Origin of the sequence: Novosphingobium sp. G106 (assembly GCF_019075875.1) — a bacterium.
Classification (GTDB): Bacteria; Pseudomonadota; Alphaproteobacteria; order Sphingomonadales; family Sphingomonadaceae; genus Novosphingobium.
Genome location: NZ_JAHOOZ010000001.1, coordinates 1,965,562 through 1,983,213, shown reverse-complemented (window position 1 = coordinate 1,983,213; position 17,652 = coordinate 1,965,562). Strand labels below are relative to the sequence as shown.

At 62.4% G+C, this 17,652-nt stretch carries 15 protein-coding genes; 9 read left to right on the top strand and 6 right to left on the bottom strand.

All coding sequences use genetic code 11. From position 1 onward, the window contains the following. Positions 1–60 precede the first annotated feature (60 nt). Genes KRR38_RS09510 through KRR38_RS09490 form a run of 5 tightly spaced genes read left to right on the top strand, consistent with a single transcriptional unit; the run spans position 61 to position 3,534 of the window. Positions 61–840: an SDR family oxidoreductase gene (locus tag KRR38_RS09510; protein ID WP_217400895.1), complete on the top strand. Its 780-nt coding sequence runs from the start codon at positions 61–63 to the stop codon at positions 838–840. Between the two features lie 29 nt (positions 841–869). Next, the gene (locus KRR38_RS09505) at positions 870–1,958 is read left to right on the top strand and encodes a Zn-dependent alcohol dehydrogenase (RefSeq protein WP_217400893.1); all 1,089 of its coding nucleotides are present in this window, start codon (positions 870–872) and stop codon (positions 1,956–1,958) included. Between the two features lie 52 nt (positions 1,959–2,010). Then, entirely contained in the window at positions 2,011–2,721 is a 711-nt protein-coding gene (locus KRR38_RS09500) for a phosphotransferase (protein ID WP_217400891.1), read from the top strand. Beyond that, the gene (locus KRR38_RS09495; RefSeq protein ID WP_217400889.1) at positions 2,633–3,103 is read left to right on the top strand and encodes a phosphotransferase; all 471 of its coding nucleotides are present in this window, start codon (positions 2,633–2,635) and stop codon (positions 3,101–3,103) included. The genes KRR38_RS09500 and KRR38_RS09495 overlap by 89 nt, the downstream gene beginning before the upstream one ends. After that, complete coding sequence (locus KRR38_RS09490; protein WP_217400887.1) at positions 3,100–3,534, top strand: hypothetical protein; 435 nt, start codon at positions 3,100–3,102, stop codon at positions 3,532–3,534. Before KRR38_RS09495 ends, KRR38_RS09490 begins: the two co-directional genes overlap by 4 nt. A 4-nt stretch (positions 3,535–3,538) precedes the next feature. Here KRR38_RS09490 and KRR38_RS09485 read toward each other — a convergent pair whose 3' ends face one another. Next, positions 3,539–5,077: an acyl-CoA synthetase gene (locus KRR38_RS09485; RefSeq protein WP_217400885.1), complete on the bottom strand. Its 1,539-nt coding sequence runs from the start codon at positions 5,075–5,077 to the stop codon at positions 3,539–3,541. Between the two features lie 316 nt (positions 5,078–5,393). On the opposite strand from KRR38_RS09485, the gene KRR38_RS09480 reads away from it, so the two are divergent. The 3 genes from KRR38_RS09480 (at position 5,394) to KRR38_RS09470 (ending at position 9,160) form a co-directional block, all read left to right on the top strand. Then, on the top strand, positions 5,394–6,944 hold the full coding sequence (locus KRR38_RS09480; RefSeq protein WP_217400883.1) for an AMP-binding protein: 1,551 nt from the start codon (positions 5,394–5,396) through the stop codon (positions 6,942–6,944). 63 nt (positions 6,945–7,007) lie between these two features. Next, positions 7,008–8,240 carry an MFS transporter gene (locus KRR38_RS09475; RefSeq protein ID WP_217400881.1) on the top strand — a complete coding sequence of 411 codons (1,233 nt, stop codon included), beginning with the start codon at positions 7,008–7,010 and terminating at the stop codon, positions 8,238–8,240. A 125-nt stretch (positions 8,241–8,365) separates the two neighbouring features. Beyond that, complete coding sequence (locus KRR38_RS09470) at positions 8,366–9,160, top strand: enoyl-CoA hydratase-related protein (RefSeq protein ID WP_217400879.1); 795 nt, start codon at positions 8,366–8,368, stop codon at positions 9,158–9,160. A gap of 4 nt (positions 9,161–9,164) precedes the next feature. Here the strand turns inward: KRR38_RS09470 and KRR38_RS09465 are convergent, their stop codons facing one another. From KRR38_RS09465 to KRR38_RS09445, 5 genes are all read right to left on the bottom strand, one after another. After that, entirely contained in the window at positions 9,165–11,213 is a 2,049-nt protein-coding gene (locus KRR38_RS09465; RefSeq protein ID WP_217400877.1) for an acetate--CoA ligase family protein, read from the bottom strand. Between the two features lie 47 nt (positions 11,214–11,260). Further along, positions 11,261–12,727 (bottom strand): acetyl-CoA acetyltransferase, encoded by a 1,467-nt coding sequence (locus tag KRR38_RS09460; protein WP_217400875.1) that lies wholly within the window; start codon positions 12,725–12,727, stop codon positions 11,261–11,263. A 128-nt stretch (positions 12,728–12,855) separates the two neighbouring features. After that, the gene (locus KRR38_RS09455) at positions 12,856–13,593 is read right to left on the bottom strand and encodes an SDR family NAD(P)-dependent oxidoreductase (RefSeq protein ID WP_217400873.1); all 738 of its coding nucleotides are present in this window, start codon (positions 13,591–13,593) and stop codon (positions 12,856–12,858) included. Further along, the gene (locus KRR38_RS09450) at positions 13,590–15,254 is read right to left on the bottom strand and encodes an NAD(P)/FAD-dependent oxidoreductase (protein WP_217400871.1); all 1,665 of its coding nucleotides are present in this window, start codon (positions 15,252–15,254) and stop codon (positions 13,590–13,592) included. The genes KRR38_RS09455 and KRR38_RS09450 overlap by 4 nt, the downstream gene beginning before the upstream one ends. Before the next feature lies 1 nt (position 15,255). Next, positions 15,256–16,740 (bottom strand): aldehyde dehydrogenase, encoded by a 1,485-nt coding sequence (locus tag KRR38_RS09445; protein WP_217400869.1) that lies wholly within the window; start codon positions 16,738–16,740, stop codon positions 15,256–15,258. 197 nt (positions 16,741–16,937) lie between these two features. On the opposite strand from KRR38_RS09445, the gene KRR38_RS37325 reads away from it, so the two are divergent. After that, entirely contained in the window at positions 16,938–17,645 is a 708-nt protein-coding gene (locus tag KRR38_RS37325; RefSeq protein ID WP_217400867.1) for an EthD domain-containing protein, read from the top strand. Positions 17,646–17,652: the final 7 nt, after the last annotated feature.

Below are 17,652 nucleotides of genomic sequence, written 5' to 3'. Positions count from 1 at the left end.
GCTCCTCGCAGCTTGCTCGGCAATAAGGCGCACAGAAAGAAATGCAACAGGTGCCTTGCAATGCGAATCGATCCTTCCATCTCTGCAGTCGTGACCGGCGGAGCATCCGGTCTTGGCTTGGCCAGCGTCCACGCCCTTCGGGCGGCCGGCGTTAAAGTTGCCATCTTCGACCTCAACCCTGAGGCCGGAGAACGGGCCGCAGCAGACACGGGCGCCGTTTTTTGCCAGGCCGATGTCCTTTCCGACTCCAGCCTTGATGCGGCTTTTGTCCGGGCGCGAGAGGCCAATGGTCAGGAACGAATTCTGATCGCTTGTGCCGGCGGTGGAAACGCGGTGACCACGATCCGCAGGGATCGCGAGACCGGCAACATTAGCATATTCCCGACCGCCGAATTTGCGCGGGTCGTGAGCCTGAACGCAGTCGGCACTTTCGCGACGATCACGCGCTTTGCGGCAGGCGCTGCCACGCTCGAACCCATCGATGGAGAGCGCGGCGCGATCGTCTGCACTGCGTCGGTCGCCGCCCAGGACGGGCAGATGGGACAGGCGGCCTATGCCGCCGGCAAAGCCGCGATCGCCGGCATGACTTTGCCTATCGCGCGCGACCTCGGGCGCTTTGGAATTCGCATCAACACGATCCTGCCGGGCATCTTCAGCACGCCGCTGATGAACCGTGCGCCCCAGGAAATGAAGGACCGCCTGAGCGCGATGACAGCCTTTCCAAATCGCTTCGGTGACCCAGAGGAATATGCCTCGATGGCGCTCGAACTGTGCCGCAACACCTACATGAATGCCCAGTCGATCCGCCTCGATGCCGGCGTTCGCTTCGGCATCAAGTAGGCGACCCCCGCGAAAATGGGAGTGATAGAATGAAAGCTGCTGTCCTGCGCGAGATTGCGCAGCGCATGGAGATCGAGGACATCTCGATCGCCAAACCTCAAGGGCGCGAAGTACTGGTGCGCCTCGAGGCCGTGGGTGTTTGCCATTCTGATCTCCACATCCTGACTGGCGACCTTCAGCACCCGCTGCCGGCGGTGCTTGGCCACGAAGCGGCTGGCGTTGTCGAGATGGTGGGCCCGGAAGTGAGGGCAGTGCGTCCCGGCGACCATGTTGTGGTGTGCCTCACGTTTCACTGTGGTCACTGCGAGCAGTGTCATGGCGGTAATACACACCGCTGTAACACCGCCGAGGCTGCCCGCGCCGCGGATGAACCCCCGCGCCTCTACCAGGGCAAGGAGCAATTCGCGGCCTTCATGAACATGGGAGCCTTCGCCGAGCAAATCCTGGTCCATGAAAGTGGCTGCGTTGCCATTCGCCGCGACATGCCCTTCGACCGCGCCTGTCTGATTGGTTGCGGGGTCACCACTGGCTTCGGTGCGGTGACCCGCAGTGCGGCAGTGAAATCCGGAGAAACCGTGGTGGTGATCGGCTGCGGCGGCGTCGGCCTGGCCGCGATAAACGCCGCAGCGGTTGTCGGGGCAGGGCGGATCATCGCCATCGATCAGGTTGCGTCGAAACTGGACCTCGCACGCACTTTCGGTGCGACAGATGCGATCGATGGAACGCAGGGAAGCGTCGTCGAGCAGGTCATGGCCCTGACGCAAGGGCGCGGCGTCGATCATGTGATCGAGGCAATCGGCCTCAAGCAGACCATCGAGCAAGGCTTCGCCATGCTCGCAAAGGGCGGACTCGAGACGATCGTCGGCGCGGCACGCTTCGATACGATGCTCGAATTGCCCGCCCTTGCGTTTCTTCGCGAAAAGCGGGTGCAGGGCTCCATGATGGGCGGGGTGCGACCTGCGATCGATATTCCCAGCTACGTCGATCTCTACATGACGGGCCGGCTTCACCTCGATCAAATGGTATCGCGGCGCCGGCCGCTCGCCGAAATCAATGAGGCCTTTGCCGATATGCGCACGGGTGAGCTTGCCCGCTCCGTAATCATGTTCAACGCCTGACGGTGCCTCGCGAAACGACCTCGGTCGGAAAGCGACCCGGGCACGGGAGAATGTGGATGATCGAACCGGCCCAGCTGGGCGCCGCAGCCGGCGATTTTCGCAGCGGCAACTGCTTCAACAAGGGAATCCCGGCGTGATGGAGCATCGCCTCGCACACTACCTGACCGCGCAAATGCCCGGCGTTGATGATGTCGAAGTATACGACCTCGCGAGGATCTACGGAGGAAGCAGCCAGGAGACCTTTCGGTTTCGCGCACGCTGGACTCAGGACGGGCAGAACATCGAACGTTCCCTGATCCTGCGCCGAGATGCCGCCGCCGGTCTGGTGGTGGCCGAACGCGATCTCGAATATACGGTATACAAGGCGCTCGCGGGTCAGGGGATTCCCATCCCGGCGGTCTATTTCCTGGAACTGGACTCCCAATGGCTGGAGCGTCCCTTCTTCATAATGGACCTTTGCCCAGGCAAACCTGGAAATCCCTACGGTGCCGGCGATCCCTATGATGGTCACGGCGAAGAGGTCGGCCGGCATTTCTGGACGATCATGGGCCGGCTGGCCGCAATCGACCATCGTGCCGTCGGCCTTGACCGCTTGCGCAACGGGAATGAAAGCAAAGGTTTTTGGTCGCTCGAGCTCGATCGCTGGGAGGCAATCCTCGATGAGGGCGAGGGGGGTGATCGAACCCATCGTCCGCGGAGCGTTACGCTGGCTGCGGCGCAACCCGCCGCCCGAGCCAGCGAAGCCGGCCATTGTCCATGGTGATTACCGGTCGGGCAATTTCCTGTTTACGCAGGATGGGCGAATTAGCGCGATACTCGACTGGGAGATGTGCCACATCGGGGATCCCATGGAGGACATAGCCTGGGCTATCGATCCGTTTTGGCCGATTACGCGCCATTATCCGTTGGAGCAGGGACTGGGCCTTTGGGAACAGGCCAGTGGCTGTTCGCTGGACCGCTCGGTGCTTGGGTGGTGGCGGCTGTTTTCGGCCGTAAAGGCCTGCGCCATCTGGACGACGGCCGAGGCGAGCGTTGCCTCAGGCGCGAGCTACGAGATGACCGTTGCCCTGTCGGGTATCAGGGCTGGCCATTTTCACCGTAAGCAAATGCTGGCGCTCTTGCGCGAGCTGGGAGCAATCGCATGAAGCTGACGCTCGAAGCCTCGCTTCATCGGATCGGTCAGATGTTTCGCGAGCGGGTCTCGCCTGAGCTGCAAAGCGATTTTGCCGCCCAATCGGCGCGGCTGGCCGGCGGACTGCTCAACATCTGCGCGAATTGGGTCGATGATGCCGCCGAGCTGCGACACAACGAGAATGCCGCGATCCGCGATCTTCTCGGCGAGGCCGTGGCTTTGGTAGACCGTCCCATGGCAACGCGGTTGGCCGCTTGCGCTGCCGCCGCGAACCCTGGTCTGAAAATCAGTGTCCTTGATGCCGAGAACCATCGGCTGCGTGCTCTGCTCGTCGAAGTCCATGCCGCTATCGAGATGAGGGCAAATCCCGAGGCGCAGGCTTTCAATCAACGCATCTGGCAGGTGCTGGAAGAGATCGAACAGAAGCGCGCGCCGCGCGAATAGGCCACTAGCTGGCAGGCCAGTACCGGTCCTTCAGCTCCTTTTTGTAAAGCTTGCCTGTTTCCGCGCGAGGCAGCTCCTTCTCGAAGTCGATGCTTCGCGGACATTTGACGTCTGCCAGTCGCTCGCGGCACCACCCGATCAGTTCCTGGGCAAGGGTGTCGCTGGCAGCTGCCCAGTGCGCAGGCTGAATCACGGCCTTCACCTCTTCGCCAAAGTCGGGATGTGGCACGCCGAAGACTGCCGCATCCGCAACCGCGGGATGGCTTAGCAGCAGGTTTTCCACCTCCTGCGGGTAGATATTGACCCCGCCAGAGATAATCATGAAATCCTTGCGATCCGAAAGAAAGAGATAGCCGTCGTCGTCGACGCTTCCGACATCGCCCATTGTGGTCCAATCGGGGTTCAGCGCATTTTGCGTCGCCTTGGTCTTGGCTGGGTCGTTGTGGTAGCGAAACGGCTTGCCGCCACCGAAGTAGATTGTCCCGGTTTCGCCGACCGGAAGCTCGTTGCCGTCGTCGTCACAGATATGGATCTCGCCAATGACTGCGCGGCCGACCGACCCTGGCTTACGCAGCCATTCCTCGCTGCTGATCGTGACATGGCCATTGCCCTCCGAGCCGGCGTAAAATTCGTCGATGATCGGGCCAAGCCAGTCGATCATCGCGTGCTTCACGGGAATGGGGCAGGGGGCGGCGGCGTGGATGACCCTCTTGAGTGGCGAGAGATCGTACCGGTTCCTTACGTCCTGCGGCAGTCTCAGAAGACGGATGAACATCGTCGGGACGACCATCACCGCGGTGATCCCGTATTGCTCGATGGCGGAGAGGAATTTTTCTGGCTCGAACTTCGGCATGACCACAGTGGTGCCGCCCAGGGCCTGGATGCCGGCGGTAAAGCCCAGCGGAGCGCTGTGGTACAGTGGAGCGGGCGAGAGATAGACGGTGTCCGCACCGACCCCATAAAGCCGTCCGAACAGTTGAGCGCCAGGATTTGGCTGGATCGGTGTTCCCGAACCCGGCGCGAACCGGATTCCCTTCGGCCGGCCCGTCGTTCCCGATGAATAGGCCATCCTTCCGCCGATCTGCTCGTCATCGATCGGAGACGACGCCTGCACGCTGCAAAGCACCAGCCAATCCAGATGGCCAGCCACCGCGCCGATTGTGACGATATGGACCAGTCCAGGCATGGCTTCGCGATGGGCTGCGACTTCGCGGACGGTACCAGCGAGCGCATCGGAGACCACGAGCGCCTTGGCTTCACTGTCGTTGACGATGTACGAGATCTCGTCGGTCTTGAGCCGGGCAGAGAGGGGCACCAGGATAAGGCCCGCACGCTGCGCCGCCCAATAGATATCGAATATCTCGGCCCGGTTGTCTGACGCCAGCGCTAACGTATCGCCACTGCAAAGACCCAGCGCGCGCAGGGCTCGGGCACCGCGATTGGCGCGTTCCTCAAGCTCGCGATAGGTCACGGTCTGGGCCGTGTCCGCCATGATGACGGCGGCCTTCTCGGGAAAGTTCTGGGCGTGAATTCTGGGGTGCATTGGACCTGGAGGCCTTTGCGATCGCGGGGTGGAGGGCTGTCCCGAAAGGACCTGCCTGCCTTATAGATGTCGAGCGAACTATCGCAATGCATCACGCGCAATTCTAAAATATATTGTCGCGACCTCCGCAAATGGACCATTCGGGCGATTGCTGCCCAGACAGGGGATGGCCTGGCGAATAGCGGTGTTTGCGCGCACCGAATGCATCGCATGAATTGCATTGTTTTTCGCGCGCGCATCGTCCATGCCTGCTTGCGGGCTGAGGTGGACTTTCCGCCAGAGCCCGGGAGAGGGGCGCAGGCAGCGGAGCCGTGTGATGAGTGATTTTCTGCACCAAGCGATCACCACTGGCGATCTCGTCGCCCACGCATTGTCGCGCGATCTCGATCGCTTGGTGCTTATTGGCGTCGATGGTGAGCGCGTCACAGCGGGCGGGATGCGCGACTCCATCAGCCGCTTCCAGCAACTTTTCGAGAACCTCGATCCGGCGCCGAAACGCGCGGCGGTGCTCGCCCGCAACCGGGTGGAGGTGCTCTATGCCACCAACGGGCTCGGCTTTGCCGGTATCGTCCTGACGACGCTTCATCCCATGGGCTCGGTCGAAGACTATCTCTATGTCATCGAGGATGCCGGCATCGATACGCTGGTCTACGATGCGGAACTCTATGAGCCTATCGCGGCGGCGCTCAAACAGCGGGCGCCCCGGCTCAGGCACTTCCTGGCCATGGGCGAGGGCAGTGTCGGGCGCGACATCGTCGAGGCTAGCCAGACCTACGAGCCCCAGCCCCTGGCCGCGAAGCCCGCGGATCCGGCGGCTCTCTTCCGCATTGCCTATTCGGGCGGGACCACGGGCAAGCCAAAAGGCATCATGTGCTCCCACCAGTCTGCGATGACCTCGGCGATGATCCAATTACTGGAATGGGAGTGGCCGGCCGAAATTCGGCATCTTATCTGCGCGCCGCTCAGTCATTCGGGCGCCGCTGTCCTGACCACGGTCCTCTCGAAGGGCGGCTTCATGGTGGTCATGCCGGGCTTCGACCCGGTGTCCACGATGCAGGCGATCGAGGAACATCGCATTACTTCCGTTCTCCTGGTGCCGACCATGGTTATCGCGATCATGGACCACCCCAGGTTCGGCGAATTCGATCTGTCGAGCCTTGAAGTCGTTTTCTATGGCGCTGCCGCCTTTCCGGCGGCTCGGCTCAGGCACGCGATCGAGAGGTTCGGTCCGGTCTTCTTCCAGTTTTACGGTCAGGCTGAGGCCCCGATGTCGGTGACGGTGATGCGCCGCAGTGAGCACGACGTGACTAAACCTGATCGGCTGGCAAGTTGCGGACGCCCAACCTCGCTCGTGCATGTTGCGCTCATGGACGACAGCATGAACGAGGTCGCTGACGGAACACCGGGCGAAATCTGCGTTCGCGGTCCCTTGTTGATGTCCGGCTATCTGGGCAAGCCGGAGGAGACCGCTGCGGCTTTCGAAGGCGGCTGGTTGCACACAGGGGATGTCGCGGTCCGGAGCGCGGACGGCTTTCTGCGCATCGTCGACCGCAAGAAAGACATGATCGTCACTGGCGGCTTCAACGTCTACGCCCGCGAGGTCGAGGACGTACTGGTCGACCAGGTCGGCGTGCGCCAGGCTGCCGTTATCGGGGTGCCAGATCCCAAATGGGGCGAGGCCGTGAAGGCCGTGGTGGTGCTCGAGCCGGGCGCCACTGTCACCGCCGAAGCTTTGATTGCTGCCGTACGCGAGCGAAAAGGTGCTGTGCAGGCACCCAAAAGCGTCGACTTCGTCGACGCGCTTCCCGTCACGCCCGTCGGCAAGCCCGACAAGAAAGCGTTGCGCCAAAAATATGCGCCCGCCTGACCGGACTGGAGCCCATGCCGAACCAATCGTCCCTGTAATTTGCCACACCGAGAAGAGGATCGCATGGGAACACTGACGGCGCGGCAGGAATGGGCGACGATGTGGCCACTACCGCTCGCCTCGATGGTGGGCATCTCGAGCGGAGCCATGTTCGCTTTCTCGAGCGGCGTCTTCATGGAGGAGATGACGAGCGCCTTCGGCTGGAGCAGAGCTCAGTTCTCCTCGACCTTCGTGATGATGATGGGGCTTGGATTGTTTCTTGGCCCTGCGGCGGGCTGGCTGATCGATCGCATCGGGCCTCGCCGGGTCGCCCTCATCGCCATCTTGCCATTCATCGTGACCTTTTCCATGCTCGGACTTGCCAGCGGACCGCTCTGGCAGTGGTCCGCACTGTGCGTGTTCTTCGCGTTTTTTCAGATTGCCCTTGGCCAGACGACCTGGGTCGCCGCAGTCATCAGCAGGTTCGAGGCGTCCCGCGGGATGGCTCTGGCGGTAACTCTGGCCGGGCTGGGCCTGGGCAGCTTTGTCTGGCCCCAACTCGCGGCGCTCTTTATCGGGAAACTTGGGTGGCGCCTGGCCTTTCCGGCAATGGCCTGGACCTGGGCCGTAGTCGCCATTCCCCTGACGCTTGCCTTCTTCTTCGGCGCCAGCGATCGCGCTGTGAATGCGCGGCCGAAGCGAACGAAAAGGCCCTACGGTCCTGCCCTCCGATCACGTAGTTTCATCGGGCTGGTGCTTGCCGCTGGACTGTTCGCCAGCGCCTATTTTGGCCTTTCCGTGCATCTGGCACCTCTGCTCAAGAGTGGCGGTATGACGCTTGGAACCGCCGCAGGTATCGTCGGACTTATCGGTGTCTTCTCGGTAATCGGACGGCTGGCGACAGGCTTCCTGCTCGACCATCTGCCGACGCGCCTCGTGGGGATCGTCGCATTCCTCCTGCCGGCCCTGTCGGCATTCTTCCTGATGGTGTTTCCCGGTTCGATGCCGGCCGCGATCGCGGCGGTCGCTGCGCTCGGGCTCGCCTCGGGCGCGGAACTCGACATCATCACATTCATCGCCGCGCGCCGCTTCGGGCGCGATGTATTCGGCTCGATCTATGCGCTGTTCATGGCCATCGTCTCGGTGTGCGCGAGCATCGGGCCGGTCATTGCAGGGAGCCTGTTCGACGCTACGGGGTCCTACCACGGATATCTCGTCTACATCGTCGTAGCGGTCGTGGCAGCTGCAGCCTTGATCGCCTGGATTCCGATCAGCTCCGAAGAGGAGGCGCCGGCGCCTCTCCCCGCAGCGGCATAGCCAGGCGGCAGTGCGGTCGGGAGGCTGGTGCGGCGTCCTGCGCCGAACGTGGCCCGTTACCAATGCGCATAATTGTTTCTTGGCCGATCCCACGCGGGACGCGCCGCCCCCAGGAAGGCGATGACATGCAGTTTGAAAACGTGACCGAAGGACCAGTCCTGTTCGAACGCCTGTCGGCCCATGTAGGCCTGGTCACGCTCAATCGGCCCGAGAAGCGCAATGCGGTCAATCCCGAGATGGCCTCCGCGCTCGAGCGGATTGTCGAGGGCACGGAGAATGACCTCGACATCTGGGTCATGATCCTGACTTCGATCGACGATCGGGTGTTCTGCGCTGGCGCGGACCTCGGTGCGGTCGCTGCCGGGAAAGCGGAAGGGCTCGAAACTTCGCGCAGCGGCTTCGCTGGCTTCGTCTACTCCACGCGCACAAAGCCCTGGATTGCGGCGGTCGAAGGGATCGCAGTGGCAGGCGGCATGGAACTTGCGCTTGCCTGCGACATGCTCATTGCCTCGGAGAATGCGCGATTTGGCCTTCCCGAGGTCAAGCGGGGTCTGATGGCCGCGGCCGGCGGCATCCACCGCATCGTCGCGACGGTGCCGCGCAACATCGCGAGCGAACTGCTTGCAACCGGCGAGCCCATGGATGGGGCAGCCGCCTTTCGCTGGGGCCTGGCAAATCGGCTGACTTCGCCTGGCCAAGCTCGGGCGGAAGCCACCAAGCTCGCCGAAGCAATAGCCGAGAATTCGCCGCTCGCCGTCCAGCGCACCCTATCCGCCGGTCGAGAGAGCCTGGGACAGACCGATGGCGCAGGGCGCGCCCTGGTGGCGCGGCACCTCAGCGCGCTGCGTCAGACCGAGGATTTTCGCGAAGGTCCTCGGGCGTTCGTCGAGAAGCGGGCGCCAATTTGGAAGGGTCGATAACGCGTTATTCGCGCCAGACGACCAGCGCCTCGATGGTATCGCCGTGCACCCACAGCGGGTTGATTTCGAGCGCAGCGAGACGCGGGCCGAGTGCGAGCGCGGCGTCCCCGACAGATACGATGACTTCGGTCAGCCGGTCGAGATCGGCGGGGAGGGTACCGCGATAGCCCTCGAGCAGCGCGGCACCGCGCAGAGAGCTCAGCATTTCGCAGGCATCCGTCTTGTCGACAGGCAACAGGCGGACAGCGGTGTCCTTGAGGATTTCAACCCAGACCCCGCCCAGACCGACTACTATGGCCAAACCCCAGTCGGGATCGCGGGCGACGCCGACGAAGAGTTCGATACCGCCCTGGCGCATGGGGGAGGCGATAATTCCCTCGATGCGCGCACCTGGCAGGACGCGAGAGACAGTGCGGCGGATCTCGTCATGCACCTGGCCGGCGTCACAAGGGGCGACGTCGAGCCGCACCCCGCCAATCTCGGACTTGTGTGCGATATCTGGCGAGGCAATCTTCAAAACAACCGAGCTATCAAATGTGTCTGCGGCGCGGAGGGCCTCCTCGGCGTTCTGCACCACGATTCCCGGGATGGCGGGAACGCCTCTGCTGGCGAGGAAATCAAGCGCCGCTCGCTCCCCGGCGAGCCTCGGTGGAATATCCAGAACTTGGACATCCTGCCTAGGGACGTTCCCCTTGCCAAGCCGCCGCGACCAAGATGCCAGGTGGCCCAGCGCACGCGTGCCGAAATCCATGCCGAAGATGATGTCGCGCAGGCCGCTAGCCTCAGCGACCTCGCGCGCTTCGCGGCCCATGGGCTGGATCACCTGACTAAGAAGCATCGGGCGCTTGCCTGCATTGCTGTAGGCCTGGGCAATGACCGGCCAATGCGTCTGACAGGTCGGCATCTCTGCCTCGGTTCCGGGCATGGCGATGAGTGTCACGACCAGTCCGATTCCGGGATCGTCGAACAAGATGGGCAGGATCTTGGTCCATAGGGAGGGGGCCTGGAGCACCACCCCGGTCATATCCAGCGGATTGAGAGTTGAGGCGAAGGAAGGCAGCGCAGCGGCGAGTTTCGTGCAGGTCTGCGGAGCGAATGCCGGAATCGGCACACCGTGCTGTTCGGCAAGATCGGCGAACATCCCGCAACCCCCGCCCGAAACCGAGGCGAGCGCAATGCCTTGACGCTCAAGAGGTCCGGCCGCTTCGATCAGCGCTGCCGTCACCATCATTTCCTCAATCGAGCGAACCCGAATTATTCCCCATTTCAGGCAGGCGGCGTCGAACACGCGATCGTCACCGACCATGGCGCCGGTGTGCGCTTTTGCGACGTCGGCGGAAATGCTGCTCGACCCCACCTTGAGGACTATAATGGGCTTGGCGCTGGCCAAGGCGCGCCGCGCTGCCGCGGCGAGGCAATCGGTTGCGCTGACAGCCTCAATATAAGCTGTGATGACGCGGGTGGCCGGATCATCCACCAAGTAGTCGATGACGTCGGCGGGCGTGACCATCGCTTCGTTGCCCGTGGCGCAGATGAAGCTGAGGCCGATCCCCTGCTGGTGCGCGAACTTGCCGATCTCGTTGGCAACGGCTCCTGACTGGGAGACCACCCCGATCGCCCCTTCGAGAACGGGAATGCGCGTCCCGATCGCCGTCGCGACCGCGCCGCCGACGATGTTCGCAAAACCAAGGGAATTGGGGCCAAACAAGGTCACTCCGCGTCGCTCTGCGATTTCGACCAGCTCGTCCTGGAGCTTTTGACCTTCTGCTCCTGCTTCCGCGAAACCCGAACTCAGGACGACCGCGCTGGGAATCCCGGCATCGGCCACTTCCTCCAGCACTCCAGCCACGGCTTGCGCGGGTACGAAAATGATAGCCGTACCGGGTGTTTCGGGGATCTCGCAGCAGGACCGGTAGCCTGGAAGTCCGTGCGCTGGCTTGCCCTCCCGGTTTACCGCGTAGACCCGCCCCTGATGACCGAAGTCACGGAAACGGCGCATGATCATGTGGCTCCACGCGGAGCGTTCGGAAGCTCCGACGAGCGCCACATCCATCGATGAGAACAGTTGGCGCAGGGCCTGCGTCTGAGAGGGTGACTTGCTCATGGAGCACTCCAGACAAGCACCTCGCCTAGTCGGCGATTGTTTCCAGGGTTGCCAATGGGCTCGGTGATGCCGTCGGTGAGGTAAGTCAGCGACCGAATGTCTTCTCTGTCCACGCGGGCGATCACTCGCTCGCCCCCAAGTCCATGCGATAGCACGATGCCCTGGCGCGCCCTTCCATCCCGGTCGTAAAGAACGGTGTATGTCTCGACCACGAGATCGCCTTCGACCATATCGCTGAGCAAAGGGATCGGCCCACGCCGAGCGTCTGCGAACGCCTGCGCATCGTAGTCCTGGGGAAGGGGACTATCGGTCAGCAGATCGCGTGACAGCACTATACAGTGGTTGTGCTCGCAAAAGCCGCCGTTGCCGAAGAGAAGGCCCGTCCGGCCATCCACACGCAGTTTTCGTACCATCGCGGCGATGGCATGGGTCATGTAGTTCGCGACAGGGCCGCCGCCGAAGGTAAGGCCGCCATGGACTGTTGCGGGTCGGTCCGCCGGCCATCCCAGCACACGTCGCGCCATCTTCGGGACGCAGGGAAAGCACGAGTAGAGCTCGGCGTGGTCAATATCGGAGGTTGTCAGGCCATTGCGTAACAGGACCTGCTCGATGGCGACCCGCATGCCCGTTGGGACGGTCCAATCGGATCGAGCCATCGCTTCATGCGCTTCATGTGCCGCCGCGCCCGCGCCGATGCGGACCAGCATGTCCTCTGGCAAGCCTGCCTTCCTTGCCGCAGCCAGGCTCGTGACGATCACTGCTGCGCCCTGGTTGACCGACGCGTTGGCGACCATCAGCTTCGTGTAGGGGAACGCGATCGGGCGGTTGTCCGCACTAGGCTCGACAATCTCGGCGGGCGACTTGCGGCTGCGCAGCCAGGCCCCCTGGCTGTTTTCAGCGACCTGGGACATGAGCGACCAAAGCAGGCCAGTTTCCGCTTGGCTCTCGGCGAGCGACAGCCCTTCGGCCGCGCGCATCGCGTTCTCGTAAAAGGGATAGACTTCGACCGGCTGAAACAAACTGTAGCGACGCCGCAGGTCTGACGCGTTCTTCTGCGCATTGGGGAAAAGGGGTTTTCCGGCGCGCAGAGCGGTCCGCATGGCCTCGGCACCGACGATGGCGCAGGCCGCCACTTCGCCTCGACTGATCGCGTTGGCAGCATCGTTCAAAAGGCGCACAGGCGTGTCTCCCGAAGCTACGTCTGCTTGCTGGACGGCCGACAAATCCAGACCGGTCGCAGTGGAGAGCGACAGGGGTATGTCGATCTCACTGAAAGAGAGTTGCGGGACGACAAGGATCCGCTCGCAGCGTGCCAACCAGCCTTCGCCGGCATCGTGGTCTGCCGCCGCCAAGGCCGCGAGCATGAGCTGCAGCGAGTCGAGTGCTTCCTCGCCGCCGCCGGACCGATCGTTGATCTCGCCCACCCCCACGATAACCGGGACACGGCTGGGATCCTGCGACATATCGTCTCCTCTCGTCTCGGGCGAGCCCCCGGGCTCTATGCCCGGCTCGGAGCGGACCTTGGTCCTGGCGATCGCCTGTTAATTGACCCTCTGGGGCACAGGACGCGAACCTTCATTCCGTGAGGCGCCTAGCGCCATGAAAAGCCTCCATCGACGGGAAGTTCGGTGCCTGTCGTAAAACCGGAATCCTCAGTGCTGAAAAATAAGGCCGCACGGGCAACGTCTTCGGTTTCCCCTAGGCGTTTGAGCGCTACCCGTTCTGTTGCACGCGCTGTGTGTTCCGGATTCTCCCAGAGGAAACGGGTCATCTCGGTCTTGATCACGCCCGGGCAGATGCTGTTGGCGCGGATGTTGGGGCCCAGATCCATAGCCAGGCATTTGGTGAACATCGCAGCGCCGGCTTTGCTCGCCGAGTAGCCAGTGGTCCCGGGCATGGGCATGAGCGCGCTGACCGATGCGATCGTCACGATTGTCGCCTGGTCTGCCTGCCGCAGAAACGGCAACGCCGCCTTTGTTACATTGAAGGGGCCGTTCAAGTTGACCCCAATCATGCGGTCCCAGCTGTCCGGGTCGAGATCGCCGAACGGCGTGATGTCGAGGATACCGGCAGCATTGATGACGCCGTCGAGACCGGCCAGTTCCATCCCCGCGGCCTCTACAACCTGGTTGACCATTTGCCGGTCGGCCACGTCGCAGCCGTAGGCGCGTGCCGACAGAGACGCAGCGACTGCTTTGACGCCTTCCTCGTTCCTGTCCAGCAGCGCCAAGGCGGCGCCTTCTTGCGAAAACAAGACGGCGATTGCGCGACCCATCCCGCTGGCTGCCCCGGTGATCACGATGCGCCGCCCATCGAGTTTCCCGGTCATTTGAGCGCCCCGCCATTGGGTTGATCTTGCCCGGAGCCAATTTCGGCAGCAGGCTCGACGTTGAAGCCCCGATATTCATCGTTTGCGATTTCGGCGCACCGCGCGGCGTAATTGTCGAAACCACCCGCATAGGCCAAGAACTTGCGCGGTTTGCCAGGCACATTGTCGCCCATGTACCAGGACCGGGCTCGCGGATAGAGCGTCTTGGCGCCGACCGCCTGCACTTCTTCCGACCATGCCGCTTCGGATTGCCGGTCTGGCTCGATAGTTGCCAGTCCGCGGCCGAGCAGGTGGGCAATGCACTGCGCAATCCAGTCGACGTGATGCTCGATTGTCACCAGCATGTTCACCAGGACCGAAGGGCTTCCCGGCCCATTGACAGTGAAAAGATTAGGGAACCCCGCCATCATCAAGCCGAGATGATTGGTGGGACCATCGTGCCAATGCTCGCGCAGCGTTAGGCCGCCGCGTCCGACAATGTTCATAGCAAGCAGCGAGCCCGTCATGGCGTCGAAACCAGTGGCGAAGACGATCAGATCAGCCGGATACTCCCGGGCGCCAACTTGCACGCCGCCGGGAGTTATGCGCTCGATCGGCGTGCTGCTGATGTCCACGAGCTCGACATTGTCGCGGTTGAAGGTCGCAAAATAGTCGGTGTCGAGACACAGGCGTTTGGCGGCGAAAGGGTAGTCGCGCGGGGTGAGCAAAGCCGCTGTCTTGGGATCGCTGACGATTTTGCTGATTTTGGAGGCGACGAAATTGGCGGCAATTTCGTTCGCCGGCAGCTCGGCAAGAATGTCGCGGTACAGCACCTGCATGCCGGGGCCGCCGAAAGACCATGCGTGCTCGAAGGCGTTGGCCCGCTCATCCTCGGGAACTTCATGAATGGAAAGCCCAGTGGCAAGGCGCGACTGCGTACCACCCTTGGTCAGCTTATTGCGCGCCGTATGCGCCGTGTAGTCGGCGCGCACCCGTGCCTCATAGTCAGGATCGATCGGAGCATTGCGGGCGGGCAGCGTGTAGTTTGGCGTGCGCTGGAACACCGTAAGATGTCCCGCTGTCTGCGCAATCAACGGTATCGACTGGATACCCGACGAACCGGTGCCGATCACGGCGACGCGCTTGCCGGCAAACTGCACGTCTTCGGCTGGCCAAAGCGATGTTTGGACCCATTGCCCGGCGAAATCCTCCAGGCCCTCGAATTCGGGCGCTTTGGGTTCGGACAGACAACCACTGGCAGCAATGACGAAACGCGCCGAGACCCGGTGACCGCGATTGGTCTCGACGGTCCAGCGCTGCGCGCGCTCGTCGTATCGGGCCGAGACCACTCTGGCATCGAAGGCAATGTCGCGGCGCAGGTCGAACCGCTGGGCGACATGTTCGATGTAGCTGAGGATTTCGGGCTGGGTTGCATAGCGCTCGCTCCAGCGCCACTCGTCGAGAAGGTCAGGGGAAAAGGAATAGCAATAATCGAGGCTTTCGACATCACAGCGAGCGCCAGGGTATCGGTTCCAGTACCAGACCCCACCGACATCGGGGCCCGCCTCGAATCCTGTCAGGGACAAGCCCAGGCTACGAAGGCGGTAATGGGCGTAAAGTCCGCTGAATCCCGCCCCGATGATAACAACATCTGTTTCGATTTCTCGCGCCACCCGTGCCATCTTACAGCGCCGCGCGAGGCGCACTTTCGAAGATCATGGTCTTTGCCTCGAGATAGGGGTGCAGCCCCTCGATCCCGCCCTCTCGGCCAAGACCCGATTGCTTGAAACCGCCGAATGCGATGCCGAAATCTGTCTTGAATCCATTGTGACCCACTGTGCCGGCACGGAGCTGGCGGCCGACAGCATAGGCGCGTTCGGGATCGTTGGTGAAAACGGTGCTGTTCAAACCGTAGATCGTGTCGTTGGCGATCTCGATCGCCTGTTCCTCGCTCATGGCGGGAATCACGCTCAAAACAGGACCGAAAATCTCCTCGCGCGCGATGGTCGAATTATTGTCGACGTTGCCGAACACGGTCGGTTCGATGAAATATCCGCGATTGAGATGTGATGGACGTCCGCCGCCGGTCGCGAGCCGGGCGCCCTCCAATTTCGCCTGCGCGATGAGGCTCTCGATCCGATCGCGTTGACGTTCCATTGCCAGTGGCCCCATCTGGCTCTCCGGATCGAACGGATCACCAACCTTCAGACTTCCAAACGCGCTGGAGAGCGCATCGAGGAATTCATCGTGGCGCTTCGCGCTGACGATTATGCGGGTCAAAGACGAGCAGACCTGTCCGGTCATGAGCGGGGCATAGCGCGCTATCGAGGTTGCCGCCTTGCCGACATCATAGTCGTCAAGGATCAACGCCGGCGATTTTCCGCCAAGTTCGAGCGTGACACGGGCGATCCGCGAGCCGCAGATCGCCGCGATCTTGCGGCCTGCAGCTGTCGATCCGGTGAAGCTCACTTTGTCGACGCCAGGATTGCGGACCAGAAGCTCCGACACATCGCGGTCAGCCGTGAGCACGTTGACAACACCGGCGGGCAGACTGACCTCTTCGCAGATCTCTGCCATGAAATAGGGCGAGGCCGGCGCTTCGGGCGACGCTTTGATGATGACGGTGCAACCGGCGATGAGCGCGGCCGCAACCTTATAGGCCATCAGCGAATGGGGCGCATTCCAGGGAATGATTGCCGCGACCACGCCCACCGGTTCGCGCACCAGCAGGGCGGGCTGTCCCATCGTCGAAGTATGCTTCTCCTCCCATGCGAAACTCTCGCCCAGGCCCGCGTAGTAGCGAAAAACCTCCGCCACACCCTTGGCGGCGTGGAGCGAGAGCGAGCGCAGCACGCCCGATTCGAGGGCCCAGGTATCTGCCAGCGCTTCACTGCGCGCCTCCCATGCATCGGCAAGCCGGTTCAGCCAGACGCCTCGTTCCACCGGACTCATCCGCGGCCACGGACCAGCATCGAAGGCTTGGCGCGCTGCGGCAACGGCGTCATCGATGTCCTGAGCCTGTGCTTCGGCTACCGCGAGAAATACCTCCTCGGTAGCGCTGTCGACTACGTCGAACGTCGTTTGTGCGGAAGGCTCAACCCAGATGCCCCCGATGAACAAGGCTCGTGGATTGCGGACATGGCCACGCCGGGTTGCTGCAGTCGCCATCAATACTCTCCTGCTCGTGTCCGTCGGACGATTGGGGCGCGGGGAGCTTCGCAAGGATGTGTCGCGACGCTCGATCTGCGTGCCAGTTTCCGCTCTTCAAATGCGGCCCTAAGATGAATCGGAACCGTGATGCAATAAAGTAATTGCATCGTTGCATTTTATTGATGTGCGGCATAGGCAGCAAGGGATTTTGCGCCGTGTCCGGCGGTTTTGAGAGGATTGCCGTGCCTGATTATTGGCGCCTTGCACTGATGTTCGATGCGCGCGGCGGGGATATTCCGGCGCTAGAAGAGGGGCTCAAGCGCGTCGGCGACCCCATCCGCGCGGCTGCGCAGGCAATGCCGCTTCGCATAGGGGTGGCCGATCTCCATCCCGATCTCGTCACGGGTGGGCGACGCGTGGATGGTGCTGTCGAAGCAACATTTGCAGAGACCCAGTTGACGGAGGTGCCCGCATTCGTTGCCGGCCTGCGGCCACTGCTCGAAAAACTGGCGGAGCCGTCCTCTCTTGAGATCATGATCGGGCCGATGTTCTCCATGGTGCCGGTGCGACAAGGGGGCACTGTTCTGTCGCTGGCGTTCCGGCGTTTCCCTGGCACGACCTCTCAGAAATTTCGTGAGTGGTGGTTCAACCAACACTCGAAGATCGCGATCCCCGTCCTTGGAGAAGGCTTGTTGGCCTACGACCAAGTTCATGTCGACCAAACCGCAAGCGATGAAGCGGCCGCGGCGTTTGGCGTTTCTCCAGTGGAATACGATGCATACGACAATCTCACCTGGGCAGATCGTTTCGCTTTCCTTCACAGCTGCAGCGACGCCGAGGGGATGGCAACGATTGCCCGTGACGAAGTCGGGCGTATCGACGATCCCAGCCGGCGGGCCGCCTTAATGTACGAAGTGTTCTGATCACCGG